The organism is Yersinia enterocolitica subsp. enterocolitica (assembly GCF_901472495.1).
Taxonomy (GTDB): domain Bacteria; phylum Pseudomonadota; class Gammaproteobacteria; order Enterobacterales; family Enterobacteriaceae; genus Yersinia; species Yersinia enterocolitica.
Genome location: NZ_LR590469.1, coordinates 813,750 through 836,831, shown reverse-complemented (window position 1 = coordinate 836,831; position 23,082 = coordinate 813,750). Strand labels below are relative to the sequence as shown.

Sequence of the window (23,082 nt, the reverse complement as noted above, 5' to 3'; positions counted from 1 at the left end):
CCTGACAAAATCATCACGGATAGCAGTAAATGATCATACATAACGTGGCGATGATAATCGATGGTGATGTAATCCTATTTAGATTCAACGTGCTAAGTTTTACAAAAAATAAATTACGATAAAATTAACACTGTCCCTTGCTGCGTCTGGCTTGACGCACATAATTCGAGTTGCAGGAACGCGGCTTGCAGCAGCCACGCGCATGCAGCTTGAATAGGATAGGTATATAAAAAATTGCGCAATATCAATGATTCACTACTCGGTTAGCGCCGATTTGCTGCAAGATATAAAGCCTGTGATATTATCGAAAGTCTGAAGTTCACTGGATCTCTAGCCCCTTTGCTCATAAGGTCAAACGAATGAACGAGAAAGTCTTCACCCTACCTGTTGTTGAACAAATTTCACCTTATATCAGCCAGCGCCAGTTGGATGAACTGCCAATCGTAGTGGTTTCCCATCCGAAGGTGCGTGCCGCCGTCAGCTTGCAAGGTGCTCATTTATTGGCTTTCCAACCGAGTGGTGAGCAACCGATTATTTGGTTAAGTAATAACACACCATTTAAAGACGGTGTCGCTATTCGTGGAGGTGTGCCGATCTGTTGGCCTTGGTTTGGCCCATCAGCGCAACCTTCGCATGGTTTTGCTCGTTTACTGCCATGGCAGCTCAGCGCCCATGATGAAAATGAGAATGGGGTTATCTTGACCTTCACTCTGGAAGACAGCGATGCATCTCGTCAATTTTGGCCACACCCGTTCACTTTGATTGCCCGCTTCAAGCTGGGCGAAGAATGTGAAATGGAATTAGAATCACACGGTGAGTACGAGGCAGTTGCTGCCTTGCACACTTATTTCCAGATTGGTGATATCAGCCAGATTAAGATCAGTGGCCTGGGCGAAAAGTACCTTGATAAAGTGCTGAAAATTGCTGATGCAACGCAACAAGGTGACTTGGTCTTTAACGGTCAGACTGACCGCATCTATACCCACCCTGAAGCCTACAGCCTGATAAAAGATGCCGCGCTGAAACGTACCATTGAAGTGCATCATCATCATCAAAGTGACGTAGTTGCGTGGAATCCAGGTGCTGAACTGTCCAGCAGCATGGTTGATATGCCAAATGATGGCTATAAAACAATGGTTTGTGTAGAAACTGCGCGGGTGAATAAACCGTTGGTTGCCAAGCAAGATTCCCCTGCACGTCTGGCCATGACCATTCGTAGTCGCAAGAATGCCCAATAACGGCTGATATTGCAGACACAAAAATGGGGCACAAAGCCCTGAGGGATCCCCACAAAATCACCATTAATAAACTAGCACCATATTTCGGTAGGCTCTGGCAAGGTGATTAAGTGCACTATTCAGTGCTATTCGTCGCAATATTAGCGGAGAGTGTCTTAAGACATTCTCTGCTAACGTCAGATAAGATATGACCCGCCTCGACTTCACACTGTTAGCCTGATACCTCACATGTAATCCTTTATTTTCAAAATGATACCCCATTAACCACATCACAATTGTACTTAACGTTGCTAACAGGCTCAGGACCTGCATTCGCTCCGTTGTTCTGCTGCGGCTTGCACGCAAACCAAATCCAAAGCGCTCACTTTTTTCATCACGGAAATTTTGCTCTATTTGCATTCTTCTGCTGTATATTTTCATGACTTCACGGGGCCTGAAGTCGTCGCTACTGGTAAACAGTAGCCAGGGTGTTTTGGCTGATGAGCGGCCGTCACGCTCTTGTTTGTAGCGTTTTATCCTGCCACGGGAACGTCTGTTTTTTCTACCTTTAGGGGCTTTCTTATAAAGATAAAAATGGCCTTCGCAGCGGGCATATTGAGTACGTGACAACGTACCCGGCCCCAAATATTCGGGCTGGCTTCTGGCCTGAAGTTCCTGTGGTTTGTACCAGATATCACCCTCCCGATGCAGTCGAAGTCGTGTATATCCCCTTATTCTTCCGACAAAATCCCAGCCTAATGATTTTATATGTTTGAACCAGGCATTTTGGAAACCTGCATCGGTAACAATAATAACTCTGGCATCGGGATTAACGGCTCGGGCAAATGCATTTAAAAATGTTTTATGAATTTGTTCGCTCTGCTGTTCAGCCGACGGAACAATCTGACTTAACAAAGGAATGGAGCGGCCATCACAAATTAAACTGGCCCGGAGAATGTGGTATTCATGCGAGTGATATCCACTCCAGTCAACAGCAACCACGCACAGAGATAATTTCCGGGTCAGCATAGCTATAATATTATTGAAAATCAGTGGAATATCACGATGAAGAGACTCATTTCCCAGCAAACGGTCCACGCGTTTAATTTTGTTTTTAACCTGAGCCTGACCCGGTAAGAAACGGCCGATACTGGTTAGAGTGAGTGAAGCTCCATTGATTAAAGCAACAGTGGCATCCATCAGGGCGCTTTGCCGGTATTTATGAAATGGTGCTAAGGCATTCTGGAAAAAATTTTGGCATACTTTACGAACAAGCATAGCGGTAATCTCATTGAATTGGTGGAGCAATCAGTAGATCACATCACGCTATGCCTGTCTTGTTTTCTGGGGATTCTTCAGGGCACAAAGCCCCATTTCAGGTTAATGACAAAGTGCCCGTAACGGTGAAAACAGGCAGATCGTAAAGACGCCGTAAAATCGTCCCTGATGGCTCGACCCGCGCCGTCCCTGGCGCGGACGCTTTACTCTTCTACCTGCCTTCACCTTGCAAGATCAAGTCCTTAGGTTTTGTCAGCAGTCTGAAATGGGGCACAAAGCCCCATTTTTTATTGTTCAGATAGGGTACGTGATAAATTAACGGAAAGTATATGTAACCCCAGTCCACAGTACGCCGGTCCAGGAGGCATCTACCATTGGGCTATTCTTCACTTCATTTGCCAGGTGAATATAACGACCAGTAAAGAAAGCATTCCAGTTTGGATTGATATTGTAGTTTGCCGTCAACTCCAGATACGGTGACCAGCTATCACTAGGGCTGTACTGGGCCAGTCCACTGCGGGCGGACTCCCCACGGCTCACACCATAGTAATACTTATTCTGATCTTCACTGTTCCAGGCAACACCAACGCCCGGAGTCAGCGTCCAGCTATCAACACTGAAACGATAGAGATAAGCCAGATCACCAACAAAGCCGCCGCTGTTATCCAGCACGTCGCCGGAGAACATTGCGCGTAAAGTCCCCCAATCCTCGATGTGGGAATAAGACATCCCCGCCATCAAAGTGCTACGGCGTTTATCCAACTGCTTCATCTGCTGGTCGTCACTGTCGCCCGGCGTAAAATGCAGTGGCAAATAATAGGCATCAATCGATAAACGATTGTTGTCATCTTTCCATAGGTAATAACCCGCAGCCAGTGTGCGGAAATAGAAATTATCACTTTCATAAGAAACGATAGGCACTGGGTAAACACGGTCATTCTTACCGCGATATGGGTCAGGGCTGACTAATGCTGAGGCCCCCAAAGACCATGTCCCTGCCATCGCAGTAGGCATACAAACTGCGGTAGCTACAGCCAACGCTGCCAGTGTTTTGACTTGCTTCGTTTTTATGTAATGTTTTTTCACGGAAAGATCCCTTTGGTAACAAAATCGTTAGTTAACTTAGTGTAAATCAATTGCTTGCCCGTGGCGAAATCTTTACACACCACGCTCAAAATTAGCCTTCCCCGTACAACTTATCGCCGATATACCACAAATTGATAACCTAAAAATTTACGTAGATTTGATTACAATAAAATAACAAGATATTCAAATAGATAATCTCAATTAATTATATATAAAACACTGTTAATGAAATAAAAAATAGATTTAATTACCGAATAATGGTTATTTATTGTACTGGGAGTGGCAAATCTGTGGTTAATGTCAACTTGACCTTTATGAGAGACGCGACCATAACAATAAGGTAGTAGTTTCAAAATTTTAACCCAATATACCTAAATAATTCGAGTTGCAGGAAGGCGGCAAACGAGGGAGTCCCGATGAGCTTACATTAGTAAGTGATTCGGGTGATAGAGCGTAGCCAACGCACATGCAGCTTGAAGTATGACGGGCATAAAGCGCTACTATTATTTTATGTTCCCAACCATTCAAACAGGACGGGCATCGCTATGAACATATTTGATCACTACCGCCAACGCTATGAGGCTGCCAAGGACGAAGAGTTCACACTGCAGGAGTTCCTCACCATCTGCCAACAAGATCGCAGTGCGTATGCCAATGCGGCTGAACGTCTGCTGATGGCTATTGGTGAGCCTGTCATGGTTGATACCGCACTCGAATCTCGCATGTCTCGGCTGTTCTCCAACCGAGTTATCGCCCGCTACCCTGCTTTTGAAGAGTTCTATGGAATGGAAGAAGCCATAGAGCAGATCGTTTCTTACCTTAAACATGCTGCTCAAGGGTTAGAAGAGAAGAAACAGATCCTGTATTTGCTCGGCCCTGTGGGTGGGGGTAAATCATCACTGGCTGAACGTTTGAAAGCACTGATGCAGCGGGTGCCTATCTATATTTTAAGTGCTAATGGTGAGCGCAGCCCGGTCAATGACCATCCATTGTGCTTATTCAACCCGCAGGAAGATGCGGCGATTTTAGCCAAAGAATACAATGTTCCTGGCCGTTATCTCGGCACAATCATGTCGCCGTGGGCGGCCAAACGTCTGCATGAATTTGGCGGTGATATCACCAAATTTAAAGTCATCAAAGTCTGGCCTTCTATTCTTGAGCAGGTCGCGATTGCGAAGACTGAGCCGGGTGATGAAAACAATCAGGATATTTCTGCTCTGGTGGGTAAGGTTGATATCCGTAAACTGGAGAACCATGCCCAAAACGACCCTGATGCTTATGGTTATTCTGGGGCATTGTGCCGCGCGAACCAGGGGATTATGGAATTCGTCGAAATGTTCAAAGCGCCTATTAAGGTGCTGCATCCCCTGCTGACCGCCACTCAGGAAGGGAACTATAACGGTACCGAGGGGATCTCTGCCCTGCCATTTAGCGGCATTATCCTCGCGCACTCTAACGAATCGGAATGGGTGACATTCCGTAATAACAAGAACAATGAAGCCTTCCTTGACCGTGTTTATATCGTCAAAGTGCCATATTGCTTGCGGGTATCAGAAGAGATCAAGATTTACGACAAGCTGTTGAATCACAGTGAATTAACTCATGCGCCTTGCGCTCCAGGGACGTTGGAAACACTGGCGCGCTTCTCCATTCTCTCAAGGATGAAAGAACCGGAAAACTCCAGCATTTACTCCAAAATGCGGGTGTATGACGGTGAAAGCCTGAAAGATACCGACCCGAAAGCCAAGTCTTATCAGGAGTATCGCGACTATGCTGGGGTTGACGAAGGGATGAACGGCCTTTCTACCCGTTTTGCTTTTAAAATCCTGTCACGGGTATTTAACTTTGACCATGCAGAAGTGGCAGCTAACCCGGTGCACCTCTTCTATGTGCTGGAACAACAGATTGAACGCGAGCAATTCCAACAGGATGTCGCGGAAAAATACCTCGAGCACCTGAAAGGCTATTTGATCCCGAAATATGCCGAATTTATCGGCAAAGAGATTCAGACTGCCTATCTGGAATCCTACTCTGAGTACGGTCAAAATATTTTCGACCGCTATGTTATTTACGCTGATTTTTGGATTCAGGATCAAGAGTACCGCGATCCCGATACCGGGCAACTGTTTGATCGTGAATCGCTGAATGCTGAACTGGAGAAAATTGAAAAACCTGCGGGTATCAGCAACCCGAAAGACTTCCGTAATGAAATCGTCAACTTTGTGTTGCGCGCCAGAGCCAATAACAATGGCCGCAATCCAAATTGGACCAGCTATGAGAAGTTGCGCACGGTTATTGAGAAGAAAATATTCTCTAACACTGAAGAGTTATTGCCGGTTATCTCCTTTAACGCCAAGACTTCAACAGATGAGCAGAAAAAGCATGATGACTTTGTCGATCGGATGATGGAGAAAGGGTATACCCGTAAGCAGGTTCGTTTACTGTGTGAATGGTACCTACGGGTAAGAAAATCATCATAACCTGTTGTCGATCCACCCTAATATTACAGGTACAGCTTTCGCGTTGTGGCTGTGTTGCCAGCCAGCACAGCCACAGTGTGGAAGATGCAGGGAATAGAGGCAGGGGGAGTTATGGGCTACTTTATTGACAGGCGACTTAACGGCAAGAATAAAAGCATGGTTAACCGCCAGCGCTTTTTGCGCCGCTATAAGTCGCAAATTAAACAATCGATTTCTGATGCCATCAATAAAAGGTCGGTAACTGATATTGAGAGTGGTGAATCGGTGTCGATTCCTATTGACGACATCAATGAGCCAATGTTCCATCAGGGCCGTGGCGGGTTACGCCATCGGGTGCACCCCGGCAATGATCATTTTATTACTAATGACCGTATAGAGCGCCCGCAAGGTGGTGGTGGCGGCAGCGGTAGTGGTCAGGGGAATGCCGGTCAGGACGGTGAAGGAGAAGATGAGTTTGTCTTTCAGATTTCCAAGGATGAATATCTCGATTTGTTGTTTGAAGACTTAGCGCTGCCTAACCTGAAGAAAAATCAGTATAAACAGCTGACTGAATTTAAAACCCATCGCGCGGGTTATACCTCCAATGGGGTTCCTGCCAATATCAGTGTGGTGCGTTCACTGCAAAACTCACTGGCCCGCCGCACGGCCATGACGGCCAGTAAACGCCGCGAACTGCGCGAATTGGAGGAAACACTTAAGGCATTGGAGAACTCGGAACCGGCACAATTATTGGAAGAAGAGCGGATACGTAAAGCCATTGCCGAGTTGAAACAAAAAATCGCCCGAGTACCTTTTATTGATACCTTCGATTTACGCTATAAGAACTATGAACGACGCCCGGAGCCATCAAGTCAGGCAGTGATGTTTTGCTTGATGGACGTGTCAGGTTCTATGGATCAAGCCACCAAAGATATGGCAAAACGGTTTTATATTCTGCTGTATCTGTTCCTGAGCCGGACTTATAAAAATGTGGATGTGGTGTATATCCGCCACCACACACAAGCTAAAGAAGTTGATGAACAAGAGTTTTTCTATTCGCAAGAAACCGGTGGCACCATTGTTTCCAGTGCGCTGAAATTAATGGACGAAGTGGTGCAAGAGCGCTATGACCCAGCGCAATGGAATATCTATGCGGCGCAAGCCTCGGATGGCGATAACTGGGCTGATGATTCGCCTCTGTGTCACGAATTGCTGGCGAAAAAAATTCTTCCCGTGGTGCGTTACTATAGTTACATCGAAATAACCCGCCGTGCCCATCAAACGCTGTGGCGGGAATATGAAGACTTACAGGCAAAATATGAGAACTTTGCCATGCAGCATATTAGGGAACCCGAAGATATCTATCCGGTATTCCGTGAGTTGTTCCATAGGCAGACTGTTGATAATTAACTTCCAAACTAGCCGGTCATCTTTTTCTGCCACAGAAATAGCTTTCCGGCTTTTTAATGCGCTAAAATTTCCACTCCCTGCATAATTCTCAGAGCTAACCCAATGAAATGGCATGATGGACTGCGACAACCGGGTGTATTGGCGGCATTAACTGCTGCGGTACTGTTTGGTGCGGGAACTCCGCTGGCAAAACAATTGCTGAATACGGTGAGCCCGTGGTTGCTGGCCGGTTTGCTGTATTTGGGATCGGGGGTAGGTTTGGCGCTATATCGGTTGATAACCCGCCCGGCTGCCGTCAAGCTACCGCGTAATGAGTTATGGTGGTTCATCGGCGCGATTACCGCCGGAGGGATCATTGCGCCAGTGCTACTGATGATAGGCCTGACCGGTATGCCCGCATCGGGAGCCTCGCTGCTACTCAATGCCGAAGGGGTATTCACTGCCCTGCTCGCCTGGTTTGCTTTCAAAGAGAATTTTGACCGCCGCATTGCCTTGGGCATGATAGTTATTGTAGCGGGTGCCGCTATTTTGAGCTGGCCTGGAGAAGCTCGCTTTGCCGGATTGTGGCCGACGCTGTCTATTCTAGGCGCCTGTTTTGCTTGGGGAATTGATAACAATCTGACCCGTAAAGTTTCGCTGACGGACGCCACCTGGATTGCTTCGGTCAAAGGATTGGTGGCGGGTGTGGTGAATCTCGCATTGGCATTTGCCCTCGGCGCAACCTTGCCGCCGCTGCCCAATTTGGCGGGTGCTTTGCTGGTGGGGTTCTTTGCCTATGGCGTGAGTCTGGCGCTGTTTGTGATTGGTTTGCGCCACCTCGGTACCGCCCGAACCGGCGCTTACTTCTCTATCGCGCCTTTTTTAGGTGCGGCGCTGGCAGTGGCGATGGGTGATGCAGTCACAATCCCCCTGATCGTGGCCGGGCTATTGATGGCAATAGGGATTTGGTTACATCTGACTGAGCAGCATGAGCATCAGCACCACCATGATGACTTACTGCACGAGCACCAACATCTCCATGACGAACACCACCAGCATTCACATGATTTCCCCGTCAATGCCGATATCCCCCATAAACATCCTCATCAGCACCAACCGATGGAGCACTCTCATCCCCATTTTCCTGACTCGCACCATCGCCACAAACATTAATCACAAACATTAATCACAAATATGAGTCACAAACATTAGCAGTATATAAATCACCACGTTAGCGCCTATTTCATCGAATAAATACCAGACAGGTATTGGTAAACAGCATAATTTGCCCAATTGACATCATTGGCTTGTTCTACCAGACAAATCCCCTAATATGGCAATATTCTTATTCTGGTGGTGTTGCAGAGATGACTGTGCGCTCCTTACTCATTCTGATTTTATCTTTATCATTTATTCCCCTTTGCCAGGCGGTTTATAACCCCAAAGAATATAATATTTGGCATATTCAGGGTGGTGTTTTATACGGAGCCACCCAAACAGAAGATGAGGAACCGGTGCTTATCAGTATTGCCGGCCCCACCACTCACTGGGCCAATATGGTGATTTCATTAATAGGCAATGAACCCTGTGATAATAAGAAAATAACCACTGAATTTGCTTTTAATAATGATATGTTAACCGTCGAATATGGCTGCCTGACAACGGCGGGTCATACCGTCATAAGCTATACCCTGCATGATGCCGACAAGGTCAATAAGCTCTACAACCAACTAAAATCGGGCTTTACCATCACATTAGATAAACGGATTAAAGTTTGGGCGGCCAATATTGGCACACCCATCAACAGTGACTAATACCGTGGTATTTTATTGATCGTCAAGTTGACTAAAACGTAGCGTTAAATAATCCAACACGCTGCGCACTGAAGGCAATAAACCACGCCGTGAAGGGAAAACAGCATGGATAATTTCATGGCGCAGTGACCACTCAGGCAGCAGGCGAATTAAATCACCCGCTGCTAATTGCTCCGTCACCATCATGACAGGCAACTGCACCACCCCGACACCACTTACCGCCGCGCTGCGTAATGTGGTCATATCGGCGGTCACCAGTCGCGGTTGATGATAGACCGCCGCGTGCGCCCCTTCCGGCCCGTCTAAATTCCAGATAAATTCCTGTTGAGGCTGCCCCAGTCCCAGACTAGGCCAGCCGGTCAAATCAGCCGGTACTTTCACCTCGCCAAGGCGGGCAATCAATTCAGGGCTGGCGACCAGGCACTGACAGCGGTTGCCCAAAACCTTCAATACCAGATCACTGTCTTGCAACGGCGGCGGCCGAACCCGAATCGCAATATCTATGGCTTCAGCAACCGGGTCTACCTGCCGATTGGTCGATTCGAGATGCAGCGTCACCAGCGGGCAACTGGCCATGAAGTCTGCCAACATGGCACTGACCGTGGCCTGCAACAGTGCCACTGGGCAGGTGATACGCACGACACCGCGTGGTTCAGCTCGCGTTAACTCTATTGCTTCTTGTGCCGCTTTGGCTTCTTCCAGCATCGCTTTACAGTGTTCGTAATAGGTGCGCCCGACATCCGTCACGGCAAAGCGCCGGGTTGAGCGCTGAATTAATCGCACCCCCAGCCGCTCTTCCAATAAAGCTAACCGCCGACTCAGTTTTGATTTGGGCAAACCTAATACTCTGGCGGCAGCACTGAATCCGCCATGCTCTACCACCTCTGCGTAATAATAGAGATCGTTAAGGTCCTGCATACCCCGCCCCTTAGTTGCTTATCATTGTTCCAATAATAGAACACTGATAACTAATTTTGCTATCTACTGCCGAAATTATCCTGAATATATACTTTATCCAACTGGTGGACAGGCGGATTGACTAGTCTGGCTGCTATACCTTATTAAGGCTGTTGTAAGGAGAATACGATGAAAAAAGTTCAAGGTATTTATCGTGCGCCGCGCCAACATTGGGTCGGTGATGGCTTCCCGGTTCGCTCACTGTTTTCATACCAGAGTCATGGCAAACAACTCAGCCCATTCCTGTTGCTGGACTATGCCGGCCCGATGGATTTCACCCCGACGCAGCAGCGTCGTGGGGTCGGGCAACACCCACATCGTGGATTTGAAACAGTGACCATTGTGTACCACGGCGAAGTTGAACATCGTGACTCTACCGGTAAAGGTGGGGTTATTGGCCCCGGTGATGTGCAGTGGATGACCGCTGGTGGCGGTATTCTGCATGAGGAATTCCATTCCGATGCTTTCGCGAAACGTGGCGGGGCTTTTGAAATGGTGCAGTTGTGGGTCAATTTACCGGCAAAAGATAAAATGACCGCACCCGGTTATCAGGCGATTCGCAGTGAAACCATTCCTCAGGTCGCATTACCTGAAGGTGCTGGTAGTCTGCGCGTTATTGCCGGTGATTATGCTGGGAAAAATGGCCCCGCCAATACATTCTCACCGCTGAATGTCTGGGATATCCGGCTAAATCAAGGGAAAAGCACCGAGTTCTCCCTGCCAGATGGTTGGAACACGGCATTGATTGTGTTGCGCGGTACCGTGCAGGTGAATGGTGATGCTCTTGCCCGCGATGCAGAAATGGTGTTGTTGGACTCTACCGGCAGCCATGTCACTATTGAAGCTAATAATGATGCAGTGCTGTTATTACTCAGTGGTGAGCCAATTGATGAGCCAATTATCGGTTACGGGCCATTTGTGATGAATTCGCAGGAGCAAATAGCCGAGGCTATCGCTGATTTTAACAGTGGCCGTTTTGGCTCGATGGATAATCACGCATAACCGCTGAACGACCCGCCATTACCTGGTATCGTTATTATCAGGTAATGGCATTGAGCTTGTTATCAAGCCCCAATATCAGCCAGCCCGATACTCACCGCAAATCCGCTCTTTCCCTCCCCCGGTTATCGACTAAACTTAATGTTATGTTCTGTACAAAAAATAGCATCAGTATAAATAAGACGGCGGTATTTTTTTGCATGTGGCGTTTTAATTCACCTTTGAATATTTGTCATTAATCTTATTCTATTTATAAACAAATAGTGATACTCCAATAGCCACGGTGGTAATTTCGCTCAAACAACAAGTAACAAGTCTGCCAAGCGATTCTTTTTCCTAGGAATTAATCATGAAAGCCAAAAAAACAGTAGAGTGGCAGAAAAAAGAGCAGTCTGAGTACAACGAAAATAATGCTTTATTAAGCGCATTAGATCATTCATTGGCGATTATTGAGTTTGATCTTTCCAGCCGCATTATTGAAGTTAATCAAAACTATCTTGATTATTTTGGCTATCAGCGTGATGAAGTCATTGGCCAATATCATTTGATGTTTTGTCATCCCGGTTACACCAACAGTGACGAATATCAAAAAATCAAAACAAGCCTGCTGGCCGGGCAATCGCTGGAAGGACGTTTTGAGCGTATACATAAAGACGGGTCAAGGGTTTGGCTAGCGGCCATTTATCAACCAGTACCCGGCCCTGACGGTTCGGTGACCCGCATAGTGAAAATCGCCAAAAACATTACCTTTTTAATTGAACAGCAAAGAGCAACCCAAGAGTGGGTGCAGCTTTTAACACAATTAACCGACCGCAGTGACAGCGCCATGTTTATCGCCGCGAACAGCGAACAGGGTCAACAAGCCGTTTATATTAATCAGGGTTTCACCAAGTTGTTTGGTTATACCCCAGCCCAAGCTTTGGGGCAGAATATGGTCGACTTGCTGCAAAGTGCGCATCCGGAACAACTCGCACTCATTGATGCAACCTCACCCGAGGCACGCCAGCAACTTCTGCCAAAAGAACTTTTTTACAGCAAAGACCGGCAACCCCATTGGTGTTCCGCCGTGATTAACTCGCTGGTGAATGAGCACGGTGAACAGAGTTATAGCATTGGGATATTAACTGATATCACCATGACCAAGATGTACGAAGTGCTGCAATATAAGGTGTTAGAAGCCCTGATTTTGGAACGCCCACTCGACGAAGTCATGACCATGCTATGTCATGAAGTGGAGCGGATTGCCCCTGAGGTGACCACCAGTATTTTGCAAAGTATCGGCCAGAATCACCTTTCCCATCTTGCTGGCCCTAGTCTGCCACCTGCCTATACTGCCGTCATATCCAGTGTGCCCATCAGCCCAATTGCCGGCTCCTGCGGCACCGCCGCATTTCGCAAAGAAGCCGTTGAAGTACAAGATATTGCCACTGACCCACTATGGGATAATTATCGCCATTTGATTTTACCGCATGGATTGCTGGCATGCTGGTCAACCCCTATTATCTCCAGCCAAGGGCAACTCCTGGGAACTTTTGCTTTTTATTACAGGCAGATACGAAGTCCGAGTGACTTTCATCGTCAGTTGGTCAAATTAATTGCCAATCTCTGCTCACTGGCCATGGAGCGGGAGTTATCACGCAAACAAATTCAACATTTGGCTTTTTATGATTCATTGACCGGCCTGCCCAATCGCACCCAGTTTTTGGTGTATGCCAAACAAGCCATTGCTTTGGCAGCTGAAATGAATCATCCACTGGCGGTGTTGGTGATTAATCTGGATCGGTTTAAACAAGTCAATGACTCACTGGGTCATGCCGCTGGCGATGAATTACTGGCCGCGATGGCCCAGCGGCTACGCGACAGTTTGCCCAAAAATGACATCATTGGCCGCCTGTCTGGCGATGAATTCATTATTATGCTGACCTCATGCACCATGCAACAAACTACGGTAAGAGTAGAGAAAATGCTCAGTTTGTTGTCTCAACCCTGCCAAATTGCCAACATGAATATTATTCCGTCGGCCAGTGTAGGTATCAGTTTGTATCCTGAAAATGGTATGGAAATGGACACCCTGATGAACCATGCCGATATCGCAATGCATAAAGCGAAAAATATGGGCCGTGGGCATTTTAATTTCTTCAGCGCAGAAATGAATAATCTCAATCAACAACGCCTGGATATGGAAGATGCCCTGCGCCATGCATTTCATATCGGCTCCCTGGAGTTATTTTATCAGCCGCAAGTGATGCTGAAAGACGGTCATCTGTATGGTGTTGAGGCATTAAGCCGTTGGAAGCACCCAATATTGGGGGATATTCCACCACAACGTTTTATTCCGCTGGCCGAAGAGAGCGGCCTGATCAATGAACTGGCCTTATGGGCGATTGAAACAGCATGTCGGCAATTGGCCGACTGGCGTTTACGGGGCATTGATGTCCCATCGGTGTCAGTGAATTTATCGCCGACCAATTTCCACAATCTGGGTTTACCGGATATGATTCTGCATATTTTGCACCACTATCATTTACCGCCGCAGGATCTGACGTTAGAAATTACCGAAGACATATTGATTGAGAATAATCCGACAATATTCACGACCATCGAAAAAATTCATCGTCTGGGGGTTCGGCTATCCATGGATGACTTTGGCACCGGTTATTCCAGCCTCAGTTACCTGCGCCGCCTGGATCTCGATGAAATCAAGCTGGATAAAAGCTTTGTCCATGACCTTGAATATGATGAAACCAGCCGAACCCTAAGTGAAGCGGTGATACGCATTGGCGAGAGTTTGCAACTGTCGGTGATTGTCGAAGGGGTAGAGAATGAAGCCCAGCGCACCTTATTGAGCCGGCAAGGTTACCTGATTGGTCAGGGATTTCTATTTTCCGAAGCGCTGCCCGCGATCAAACTGGAAAAATGGTTAGAGCATCGTCTGACAAGTTAGATGGTGAATAATAAGAGATATATTATTAGTTGTAGTAACCTATTAGGGATTTCTAAACACTAATAAGTGACATTGTCACTATCGCTGGGTTGGGTCATGCTCAACCTTTTCATTTGTCGGCAAATTTTTTATCCTTGCCGCCTTTGTAATCTGGATGTTGTTTTGTTGTTATGCAAAAATTCCTTTTTCTGCTGTTAAGCCTGATACTGCTCGGTCCATTGGGCATCGACCTCTACTTACCGACCATTCCTGCTATTGCCAAGGGGCTGAACAGTTGCGAGTCATTGATCCAATCCACCATTGCGCTGTTTATTTTAGTTCTGGGGGTCGGGCAACTGATTGCCGGTCCATTGGTTGACAAATATGGCCGCAAACCGATTGCCATCATCGGGATAATCCTTTACATGCTAGGTGCTGCCATGGCTGCTCTGGCTGTCAGCCCTTTCATGTTTGTCAGTTCTCGCCTGTTACAAGGTGTGGCCGTTTGCTGTACGGCAGTGGTGGCATTCAGTGGGGTGCGCGACCGCCTGAACGGCAATGAAGCTGCCCGTGCTTTTGGTTTTCTCAATGGCACATTAAATATCGTGCCGGCATTAGCCCCATTATTAGGTGGTTTGTTGGCCGAAGCCTTTGGCTGGCGCGCGCCATTCTGGTTCCTGGCTCTTTACGGATTGTTGGTATTAATCCTGGTTATCGTTTTCCTACCGGAGACTCGCCCGGCAGATACGCAACCGGTGAAAAGTTTGCCGATTAAAAACTATCTGCGTATTTTGCGTGACGACCGTTTTCTGACTTTCGCGCTGGTGAATGCGGGCGCGATGGGAATGGCTTTAACCTATGTCTCTCTGGCGCCTAATGTTTTGATGGTGGGAGCTGGACTCAGCCCGCTGCAATTCTCGCTGGTGTTCGGTGCCAATGGTTTTTGGATCATGGCCGTCAGCTTTTTAGCGAATCGGATTATCCAAAAAGTGGGCCGCCCTGCCTGCCTGATGACGGGTAGCGTGCTGATGGCACTCGGCTGTTTCAGCCTGCTATACGGCCTGCGCTTAGCACCTGAAGTACAGCATCACTGGCTGGTTTACATGTTACCCGTCGCCAGTGCCTGTGCCGGTTTAGCCTTTATGATGGGGCCAGCCACCAGCTATGCACTGGAGCCTTATGCCAATGAAGCCGGTGTTGCTTCAGCCTTGGTTGGGTTTGTACAGATGGCAGGAGGCGCGGGATTAGGTCTGTTGGCGATGGCCTTGCCAATTGAACCTAAGTTATCTCTGGCTATTGTGATGTTGGCCGGTTGCTTACTGGCCTGGCAAGCGCGCCGTGCCAGCAAACATGTGCGCGGTAAATTGCAGAAAATAAACTAATACACCATTTCAATAGTAAATAAGAAAGCTATTGCCAAAATGAATTGGTGTGGTAGCAAGGCAGCAAACGAACGAGGCCCGAATCACGGATATAGGTCAGTGATTCGGGTGACAAATCTTCCGGCAGCAGATTTGAACGCTGCTTGCAGCGGCCTCGCAGAGGCGAGGCCTATGGACGGGCCGAGTAACGAGAGCCGCTAACACCGCTACAGCGTCAAGTAAGAAGGGTAACGCGGCTTGCCAGCGCACACATCAACTCATACCCCACCGTTCCTGCGGCCTGTGCCACATTATCAATGGGCACATTCTCACCCCATATTTCTACTTTGCTACCAATCTGCGCTTGCGGACAGGGCGTGAGATCTACGGTAAGCATATCCATCGAAATCGCCCCTACTGTGTGCGTCAATATACCATCCACCATGATAGGTGTTCCCGTCGGTGCTACACGCGGATAACCATCGGCATAGCCACAAGCAACCACCCCTATGCGCTGCACTCCAGTAGCACGATAGCGGCTACCATAACCCACACTTTGACCGGCGGATAATGATTGCAGCGCGATAATCTCGCTACGCAACCCCATCACCGGGCGCAAACCAAGGCCAGCAATATCTGCAATATCACCACTGGGTGACGCGCCATAGAGAATAATGCCCGGGCGCACCCAGTCATAATGGGTGTTCGGGTTACGCAATATTGCTGCCGAGTTGGCAAAGCAGCGAGCCGCCGGAATATGCCCACTGGCCTGCTGGATCTGGGCGAATTGCTCATCAACACCAATAGGATTATCTGCATTAGCAAAGTGGCTCATTAATGTGATTTCGCCGACATTGCTGAGACTGTTGGCCCATTGCCACACAGCTTCCGCCTGACCTATTGGAAACCCTAAACGATTCATACCGCTATTAAACTTCAAGTAAATATTGAGTGGAGCCGTCAGGCGGGCCGCCTTGATAACCTCAAGTTGCCAGTCACTGTGCACCGCCGTCGTCAGGCGATAATGATCCAGCAACACTAAATCCTGCGCTTGAAAGAACCCCTCCAGCAATAAAATTGGCCCTTGCCAGCCCTGTTCTCGCAGCAGGATAGCTTCGTTTAAATCCAGTAAAGCAAATCCATCCGTCGCCGCCAGCCCTTGCCAGACACGCGCTAAACCATGACCGTAGGCATTGGCTTTCACCACTGACCAAATTTTTGCCGTTCCCACATGGCTGCGAACAACATTCAGATTATGGTGCAGCGCAGATAAATTCAGCGTGGCAGATATCGGGCGAGGCATGCTTATTCCTTCCAGAACAATATTCAGTTGTTATTAACAAAAGGGCTATCCACTAATACCCTAAATAATTCGAGTTGCAGGAAGGCGGCAATTGAGTAAATCCCCAGGAGCTTATTGATTTTAAGATCAATAGCAGTAAGTGACTGGGGTGAACGAAGGCAGCCAACGCACATGCAGCTTGAAGTATGACGGGTATAGCTTAACGAATGGGATGAGCGTCATGTAAAGGCGCAACATTCAGCGGCCGAAAATCCGCGCTATAGCGCGAGACCGAGAGATCATCGGCCAGAATCGCAGGACGCCGACCAGACATAATATCGGCCAATAGCTGGCCTGAACCGCAGGCCATGGTCCAACCTAAGGTGCCATGACCGGTATTGAGGTAGAGATTTTTTAGCGAAGTTCGCCCAACAATGGGTGTGCCATCCGGTGTCATCGGGCGCAGGCCAGTCCAAAATGTCGCCTGGCTGATATTGCCGCCATCGGGATACAAATCGCCGACCACCATTTCCAGAGTTTCTCGCCGCGCCTGTTCCAGTTGGGTGTTAAATCCCACAATTTCCGCCATGCCGCCCACCCGAATGCGATCGTCAAAACGGGTAATGGCTATCTTATAAGTTTCATCCAGCACGGTAGAATATGGTGCGCCAGCAGGGTTGGTGATAGGGATAGTCAGGGAGTAACCTTTTAGCGGGTAAACCGGAATCGACACTAATCCCGCCAGCAGCGCAGTTGAATAAGCGCCAAAAGCCACGACATAAGCATCGGCTTTAATGATGTCATCACCCCACAACACCCCAGCGATTTGATCCCCGTCCACCAGCAGTTTCTCCACTGAGCGATTGAAGATAAATTTCACGCCAGCCTGTTCGGCCATTTTTGCCAGCCGCTCGGTAAACAACTTACAGTCGCCAGTTTCATCATTAGGTAGACGTAAGCCGCCGGTGAGCTTATGTGCCACTTTTGCCAGAGCAGGTTCGACGGTGGCCAGTTGATCCGCGGTTAACAGCGAATACGGTACCCCCGCATCATCCAATACCGCAATATCTTTGGCTGCATTATCAAATTGCTGTTCGGTACGGAATAATTGCAGCGTTCCCCCTTGTCGTCCTTCGTACTGAATACCGGTATCTTCGCGTAGATCTTTCAAGCAATCACGACTGTATTCGGCCAACCGCACCATACGGCTTTTGTTAGTCATATAGTGGGAAGTGTCGCAGTTTCTCAGCATTTGCCACATCCAGCGCAACTGCGAAGCACTGCCATCCAGATGAATCGCCAACGGCGCATGGCGTTGGAACATCCATTTAATGGCTTTTAAAGGAACACCGGGGGCAGCCCAAGGTGCCGCGTAGCCGGGAGATATCTGGCCCGCATTACCTGCACTGGTTTCCTGAGCTGGCCCATCCTGCCGGTCAATGACCGTGACATCATGTCCATCTTTCGCTAAGTACCAGGCACTGGCAACACCAACCACACCACTTCCTAAAATGACAACGCGCATATCACCCCCACACCAAAATGCATCAAAAGCACAATATTCTGTTGACAGAAAATTAACTCAGCAGAAAAAACTATCCAACACATTAATGATAGATTGTGACTTAATTCACAATTAATTTACACCGCAATCACTTTCCAATTCAATAGCAGGCTTTAAATAGCGATAACATGCTATTTAAAGCGGGATATACAAAAAAATGACTGAAAATAGCGCTTATTAACCTGATTAACAGCATGAATAATTGGCATGTTGCTGATATTAATTTTATTGGTTTTATATTCTGCAATAACCGCAAATAAACAGAGTAATAATCTAATTAAATCTCTTTTGAGATAATAACTTCTGCCAGTAAAAAACAGTCCCTATTCCGGCGATGGAGAGCCTCTATTTTAAAAGATGACGGATATTCATTGACATAAAGTATTGCCATGCCTCAATTTGTTCATATTGAGCTAGGATTATTGAAGTGACCAGTATTTTGCAGGGTTATAAAACCGTGAGGATGCGCTAATGACAACTTCAACATCGAAACACACCGCGCAAGATAAGCGCCTGACTGACGGCCCAGACTGGACATTTGAATTGTTACAGGTCTATCTGGATCAAATAGACCGGGTGGCAAAACATTACCGGCTCGATACCTACCCCCATCAGATTGAGGTTATTACCTCGGAACAAATGATGGATGCCTACTCAAGTATTGGTATGCCTATTAATTATACCCATTGGTCTTTCGGTAAAAAGTTTATCGAAACCGAGCAAAAGTATAAGCACGGCCAGCAAGGGTTAGCCTATGAGATTGTGATTAACTCCAATCCTTGTATTGCCTATTTAATGGAAGAAAATACCATTACTATGCAAGCCTTAGTAATGGCTCACGCCTGTTATGGCCATAATTCTTTTTTTAAAAATAATTATTTATTCCGTGCATGGACTGATGCCAGTTCCATCGTTGATTATTTATTATTTGCTCGCCATTACATCAGTGAATGCGAAGAACGCTATGGTGTGGAAGAGGTTGAACGACTGCTCGACTCTTGCCATGCACTGATGAATTATGGTGTTGACCGCTATAAACGCCCGCAAAAAATCTCGCTAGTTGAGGAGACTGCGCGGCAAAAAAGTCGAGAGGAATACCTGCAAAGCCAGGTCAACTCATTATGGAAAACCTTGCCACGTAAAGACAAAGAAGAAGTGCAAGCCCAGGCTCAGCGCTACCCAAGTGAGCCGCAAGAGAATCTGCTCTACTTTATGGAGAAGAATGCCCCGTTGCTGGAGTCATGGCAGCGGGAAGTCCTGCGGATTGTGCGCAAAGTGAGCCAGTATTTTTATCCGCAGAAACAGACCCAGGTGATGAACGAAGGTTGGGCAACGTTCTGGCATTACACCATTCTTAATCATTTATACGATGAAGGCCGGGTCAGTGATCGTTTTATGATGGAGTTCCTGCACAGCCACACTAATGTGGTGTATCAACCGCCGTATAACAGCCCTTATTACAGTGGCATCAACCCTTATGCTCTTGGGTTTGCCATGTTCCAGGACATCAAGCGCATCTGCCAGTTTCCAACCGAAGAGGATTATTATTGGTTCCCGAATATTGCCGGTAAAGACTGGTTGGATACCCTGCATTTTGCGATGCGCGATTTTAAAGATGAAAGTTTCATTAGCCAGTTCTTATCACCAAAAGTGATGCGTGACTTCCGTCTCTTCACTGTGCTGGATGACGATAAGAATAACTATCTGGAAATTTCGGCCATTCATAATGAAGAAGGCTATCGTGCTATTCGTAATGAATTATCTGCTCAATATAACTTGAGCAATCATGAACCTAACATTCAAGTCTGGAATGTTGATCTGCGTGGGGATCGCTCGCTGACGCTGCGCTATATTCCTCATGACCGGGCGCCACTGGATAAAAGTCGTCAGCAAGTGATGAAACATATCCATCGCTTATGGGGGTTTGATATTCATATGGAACAACTCAATGATGATGGCAGTATTGAATTGCTCGACAGCATTCCACCCCGAGCCAATAAGCTCTAATCTGGCTGTATCAGTGAGTTGATATCAAATGGAAAAGGGGCGCGGTAGGCCCCTTTTTACTGTGCTATTTTTACTGATTGTGCTTCTAGCGGCGAGCTTCTGCCAAATCACTTGGCATGGTGCCCTGCATACTGTGCCAGATAGCCCCGCTCTCTTTACCGTAGGCACGCAGGCAATCTAACACCTGGTCGTAGGCTTTCTCATCGCACAGTGTCGACAAGCGGCTATAAAACGTCAGTGCCAACTTACGCGCTTCTGGATTCGAGAAATAATAACGCCCAACACGGGTGTACAACCCTTTCAATCCATTGAGAATTAAACCATAAATTGGGTTGCCTGAAGCAAAAGCCAAACCACGGAAAATACCGTAATCCAGTGCCGTGAAAGACTCAGCGTTATCGTCAACCGTCTGCGCTTGTGCCAGAATTTCTTGCGCTTTTTCGGGATGATTGCGGATAGCCGTCCGGACAAAAATTGTAGCGATATTGGTTCGAACAGCCAGTAAGTTATCTATCAATTGTGGCACGCTGTCGTGGTCAAGCCGCGCCAGTGTTTCCAGAATATTAAGACCGGAAGTTTCCCAAAAGTTGTTTACTTTCGTTGGTTTACCGTGCTGAATAGTGAGCCAGCCATCGCGGGCTAGCCGTTGTAGCACTTCGCGCAATGTTGTGCGGGTCACTCCAATTAGCTCTGAAAGTTCACGCTCCGCGGGCAAAATAGTGCCTGGAGGGAAGCGATTATTCCAAATACTTTCAATAATATACTCTTCCGCGAAACCGGCAGGACTTTGCGCCTTTATAACCATATTTTTTGACGTTCCGTAGCGATAAATATCAGCAATTTAGTATGCTCATCATACCAGACGACGCTATTCTGATATAGATCCAGAGCCGAACAAATGGTGAAAGCAGTCATAAAGTTGCAAAAATTGCGCAGATGTAATGATGAACAGATTATACATATTGCTTTTAGGCGAATAACGTAAAGTAAAATGTAACTTTGAGCAGTAATAGCGCCATATATCCTAAATAATTCAAGTGACCGCGCACAGCCAACGCGTATGCAGCTTGAAGTATGACGGATATAATAATTTATTAAGGAGACCTTAGCTCACAATGGATATCACCATTAGACAAGCCGTACTCAGGAATTTTCTTGGCAATTCACCAGATTGGTACAAGCTGGCAATTATAGCGTTTCTCATCATTAACCCGTTGGTGTTCTTTTTTGTCAGTCCTTTTGTCGCCGGTTGGATGCTGGTTATTGAATTTATCTTCACGCTGGCGATGGCACTGAAATGTTATCCGTTACAGCCCGGTGGTTTACTCGCTATTCAAGCCGTCGCTATTGGGATGACCAGCCCGCATCAAGTAGCAGAAGAAATTGCCAATAACCTCGAAGTCCTGTTGCTACTGATCTTTATGGTGGCGGGCATCTACTTTATGAAACAGCTCTTGCTGTTTATTTTTACCAAACTGCTGCTGAGCATCCGCTCAAAAATCACTCTTTCCCTCGCTTTCTGTGTCGCTTCTGCCTTCCTTTCCGCCTTTTTGGATGCATTGACCGTTATCGCCGTTGTCATTAGTGTGTCGGTGGGTTTTTATACTATTTATCATCATGTTGCCTCAAATCACTCAGATAAGGACATCAATGATGACAGCTGGATCGACAGTCAGGAAAATCGCAAAACGCTGGAACAATTCCGTGCATTTTTACGCAGCCTGATGATGCATGCGGGTGTGGGAACGGCGCTGGGTGGCGTGATGACGATGGTGGGTGAACCGCAAAACCTGATTATCGCCAAAAATGCCGGTTGGCATTTTGGTGACTTCTTTATGCGAATGCTGCCCGTCACCCTACCCGTGCTGTGTTGTGGATTATTGGTTTGCATACTGCTCGAGCGTTTTAAACTGTTTGGCTATGGTGCCGTGCTACCTGAGCGTGTTCGTCAAGTTTTGACTGATTACGATAAGCAGGCCAGCGCGAAACGCAACCGTCAGGAGAAAGTGAAACTGCTAGTTCAAGCACTGATCGGCATTTGGCTGGTTATTGCATTGGCGCTACATTTGGCTGAAGTGGGCTTAGTGGGGTTGTCGGTCATTATTCTCGCCACCTCTTTTTGTGGCATCACCAATGAACATGCGCTGGGTAAGGCATTTCAAGAAGCGCTGCCTTTCACTGCATTGCTTACGGTGTTTTTCGCCGTAGTCGCAGTGATTATCGAACAAAGCTTATTCACTCCGATTATTCAGTTTGTTTTACAATCCTCACCCTCGGCCCAATTATCCCTGTTTTATCTGTTTAATGGCTTACTGTCTTCGGTTTCTGATAATGTCTTTGTCGGCACCGTTTACATTAATGAGGCGCGGAAAGCATTTGAATTGGGCGTTATCTCTCTGCAACAGTTCGAGTTGTTGGCCGTCGCCATCAACACCGGTACCAACCTGCCGTCGGTGGCAACCCCGAATGGTCAGGCCGCGTTTCTGTTTTTGCTAACCTCAGCGCTCGCCCCGCTGATTCGCCTGTCCTATGGCCGAATGGTATACATGGCTCTGCCTTATACCATAGTGATGACAGGTGTCGGCCTGCTTGGCGTGGAGTATTTATTAGTTCCGGTGACGGAGTGGATGATGCAAAGTGGCTGGATAAGTTTGCCTCATATCGCTGCGGGAGTTAGCATTACACACTGATGACTTGCCTTATAGTCCGTGCCAGCCCACTATTCTCCTCGCTATTCGGGGCTAAG

The 23,082-nt window shown here is 47.4% G+C and carries 16 protein-coding genes; 10 read left to right on the top strand and 6 right to left on the bottom strand.

What is annotated here, in order from left to right; all coding sequences use genetic code 11:
- The first annotated feature begins 359 nt into the window (after window positions 1–359).
- On the top strand, window positions 360–1,238 hold the full coding sequence (locus FGL26_RS03860; RefSeq protein ID WP_005169273.1) for a D-hexose-6-phosphate mutarotase: 879 nt from the start codon (window positions 360–362) through the stop codon (window positions 1,236–1,238).
- Between the two features lie 63 nt (window positions 1,239–1,301).
- Here the strand turns inward: FGL26_RS03860 and FGL26_RS03855 are convergent, their stop codons facing one another.
- Together FGL26_RS03855 and FGL26_RS03850 are read right to left on the bottom strand one after the other, a co-directional pair.
- Window positions 1,302–2,495 carry an IS4 family transposase gene (locus FGL26_RS03855; protein WP_005173808.1) on the bottom strand — a complete coding sequence of 398 codons (1,194 nt, stop codon included), beginning with the start codon at window positions 2,493–2,495 and terminating at the stop codon, window positions 1,302–1,304.
- Window positions 2,496–2,810: 315 nt separating this feature from the next.
- Window positions 2,811–3,581: a MipA/OmpV family protein gene (locus FGL26_RS03850; RefSeq protein WP_005169267.1), complete on the bottom strand. Its 771-nt coding sequence runs from the start codon at window positions 3,579–3,581 to the stop codon at window positions 2,811–2,813.
- 545 nt (window positions 3,582–4,126) lie between these two features.
- On the opposite strand from FGL26_RS03850, the gene yeaG reads away from it, so the two are divergent.
- From yeaG to FGL26_RS03830, 4 genes are all read left to right on the top strand, one after another.
- On the top strand, window positions 4,127–6,061 hold the full coding sequence (gene yeaG, locus FGL26_RS03845; RefSeq protein ID WP_138060218.1) for a protein kinase YeaG: 1,935 nt from the start codon (window positions 4,127–4,129) through the stop codon (window positions 6,059–6,061).
- Window positions 6,062–6,172: 111 nt separating this feature from the next.
- Window positions 6,173–7,450 carry a YeaH/YhbH family protein gene (locus FGL26_RS03840; protein ID WP_005169266.1) on the top strand — a complete coding sequence of 426 codons (1,278 nt, stop codon included), beginning with the start codon at window positions 6,173–6,175 and terminating at the stop codon, window positions 7,448–7,450.
- A gap of 102 nt (window positions 7,451–7,552) precedes the next feature.
- On the top strand, window positions 7,553–8,602 hold the full coding sequence (locus tag FGL26_RS03835) for a DMT family transporter (RefSeq protein WP_005169265.1): 1,050 nt from the start codon (window positions 7,553–7,555) through the stop codon (window positions 8,600–8,602).
- A 194-nt stretch (window positions 8,603–8,796) separates the two neighbouring features.
- On the top strand, window positions 8,797–9,243 hold the full coding sequence (locus FGL26_RS03830; protein WP_005162920.1) for a hypothetical protein: 447 nt from the start codon (window positions 8,797–8,799) through the stop codon (window positions 9,241–9,243).
- 12 nt (window positions 9,244–9,255) lie between these two features.
- Here FGL26_RS03830 and FGL26_RS03825 read toward each other — a convergent pair whose 3' ends face one another.
- Window positions 9,256–10,161, bottom strand: coding sequence for a LysR family transcriptional regulator (locus FGL26_RS03825; protein ID WP_011816435.1), 906 nt, complete (start codon window positions 10,159–10,161; stop codon window positions 9,256–9,258).
- Window positions 10,162–10,329: 168 nt separating this feature from the next.
- Here FGL26_RS03825 and FGL26_RS03820 point away from each other — a divergent pair, with 168 nt between their 5' ends.
- The 3 genes from FGL26_RS03820 (at window position 10,330) to FGL26_RS03810 (ending at window position 15,504) form a co-directional block, all read left to right on the top strand.
- The gene (locus FGL26_RS03820) at window positions 10,330–11,202 is read left to right on the top strand and encodes a pirin family protein (RefSeq protein WP_005169262.1); all 873 of its coding nucleotides are present in this window, start codon (window positions 10,330–10,332) and stop codon (window positions 11,200–11,202) included.
- Window positions 11,203–11,548: 346 nt separating this feature from the next.
- The gene (locus tag FGL26_RS03815) at window positions 11,549–14,143 is read left to right on the top strand and encodes a sensor domain-containing protein (RefSeq protein WP_005169260.1); all 2,595 of its coding nucleotides are present in this window, start codon (window positions 11,549–11,551) and stop codon (window positions 14,141–14,143) included.
- Window positions 14,144–14,313: 170 nt separating this feature from the next.
- Window positions 14,314–15,504, top strand: a complete 1,191-nt coding sequence (locus FGL26_RS03810) for a multidrug effflux MFS transporter (RefSeq protein WP_005169258.1) — start codon at window positions 14,314–14,316, stop codon at window positions 15,502–15,504.
- Window positions 15,505–15,718: 214 nt separating this feature from the next.
- Here the strand turns inward: FGL26_RS03810 and dadX are convergent, their stop codons facing one another.
- Together dadX and FGL26_RS03800 are read right to left on the bottom strand one after the other, a co-directional pair.
- A complete protein-coding gene (gene dadX / locus FGL26_RS03805; protein WP_005169247.1) occupies window positions 15,719–16,786 on the bottom strand; it encodes a catabolic alanine racemase DadX in 1,068 nt (355 codons plus the stop codon).
- A gap of 199 nt (window positions 16,787–16,985) precedes the next feature.
- The gene (locus FGL26_RS03800; protein ID WP_005169245.1) at window positions 16,986–18,290 is read right to left on the bottom strand and encodes a D-amino acid dehydrogenase; all 1,305 of its coding nucleotides are present in this window, start codon (window positions 18,288–18,290) and stop codon (window positions 16,986–16,988) included.
- Between the two features lie 510 nt (window positions 18,291–18,800).
- On the opposite strand from FGL26_RS03800, the gene FGL26_RS03795 reads away from it, so the two are divergent.
- A complete protein-coding gene (locus tag FGL26_RS03795; RefSeq protein ID WP_005169243.1) occupies window positions 18,801–20,336 on the top strand; it encodes a SpoVR family protein in 1,536 nt (511 codons plus the stop codon).
- 85 nt (window positions 20,337–20,421) lie between these two features.
- Here FGL26_RS03795 and fadR read toward each other — a convergent pair whose 3' ends face one another.
- The gene (gene fadR, locus FGL26_RS03790) at window positions 20,422–21,141 is read right to left on the bottom strand and encodes a fatty acid metabolism transcriptional regulator FadR (RefSeq protein WP_005162963.1); all 720 of its coding nucleotides are present in this window, start codon (window positions 21,139–21,141) and stop codon (window positions 20,422–20,424) included.
- 310 nt (window positions 21,142–21,451) lie between these two features.
- Between fadR and nhaB the strand changes: the two genes are divergently transcribed.
- Window positions 21,452–23,026 carry a sodium/proton antiporter NhaB gene (nhaB, locus tag FGL26_RS03785; RefSeq protein WP_005169241.1) on the top strand — a complete coding sequence of 525 codons (1,575 nt, stop codon included), beginning with the start codon at window positions 21,452–21,454 and terminating at the stop codon, window positions 23,024–23,026.
- The last annotated feature ends 56 nt before the right edge of the window (window positions 23,027–23,082 follow it).

Excerpts from the sequence above, each read along its gene's own strand:
- FGL26_RS03810 (WP_005169258.1), top strand. The coding sequence starts at position 14,314 with ATGCAAAAATTCCTTTTTCTGCTGTTAAGCCTGATACTGCTCGGTCCA.
- nhaB (WP_005169241.1), top strand. The coding sequence starts at position 21,452 with ATGGATATCACCATTAGACAAGCCGTACTCAGGAATTTTCTTGGCAAT.
- FGL26_RS03855 (WP_005173808.1), bottom strand. The coding sequence starts at position 2,495 with ATGCTTGTTCGTAAAGTATGCCAAAATTTTTTCCAGAATGCCTTAGCA.
- FGL26_RS03840 (WP_005169266.1), top strand. The coding sequence starts at position 6,173 with ATGGGCTACTTTATTGACAGGCGACTTAACGGCAAGAATAAAAGCATG.
- FGL26_RS03820 (WP_005169262.1), top strand. The coding sequence starts at position 10,330 with ATGAAAAAAGTTCAAGGTATTTATCGTGCGCCGCGCCAACATTGGGTC.
- FGL26_RS03795 (WP_005169243.1), top strand. The coding sequence starts at position 18,801 with ATGACAACTTCAACATCGAAACACACCGCGCAAGATAAGCGCCTGACT.
- FGL26_RS03825 (WP_011816435.1), bottom strand. The coding sequence starts at position 10,161 with ATGCAGGACCTTAACGATCTCTATTATTACGCAGAGGTGGTAGAGCAT.
- FGL26_RS03800 (WP_005169245.1), bottom strand. The coding sequence starts at position 18,290 with ATGCGCGTTGTCATTTTAGGAAGTGGTGTGGTTGGTGTTGCCAGTGCC.
- dadX (WP_005169247.1), bottom strand. The coding sequence starts at position 16,786 with ATGCCTCGCCCGATATCTGCCACGCTGAATTTATCTGCGCTGCACCAT.
- FGL26_RS03815 (WP_005169260.1), top strand. The coding sequence starts at position 11,549 with ATGAAAGCCAAAAAAACAGTAGAGTGGCAGAAAAAAGAGCAGTCTGAG.
- FGL26_RS03835 (WP_005169265.1), top strand. The coding sequence starts at position 7,553 with ATGAAATGGCATGATGGACTGCGACAACCGGGTGTATTGGCGGCATTA.
- fadR (WP_005162963.1), bottom strand. The coding sequence starts at position 21,141 with ATGGTTATAAAGGCGCAAAGTCCTGCCGGTTTCGCGGAAGAGTATATT.
- FGL26_RS03830 (WP_005162920.1), top strand. The coding sequence starts at position 8,797 with ATGACTGTGCGCTCCTTACTCATTCTGATTTTATCTTTATCATTTATT.
- yeaG (WP_138060218.1), top strand. The coding sequence starts at position 4,127 with ATGAACATATTTGATCACTACCGCCAACGCTATGAGGCTGCCAAGGAC.
- FGL26_RS03860 (WP_005169273.1), top strand. The coding sequence starts at position 360 with ATGAACGAGAAAGTCTTCACCCTACCTGTTGTTGAACAAATTTCACCT.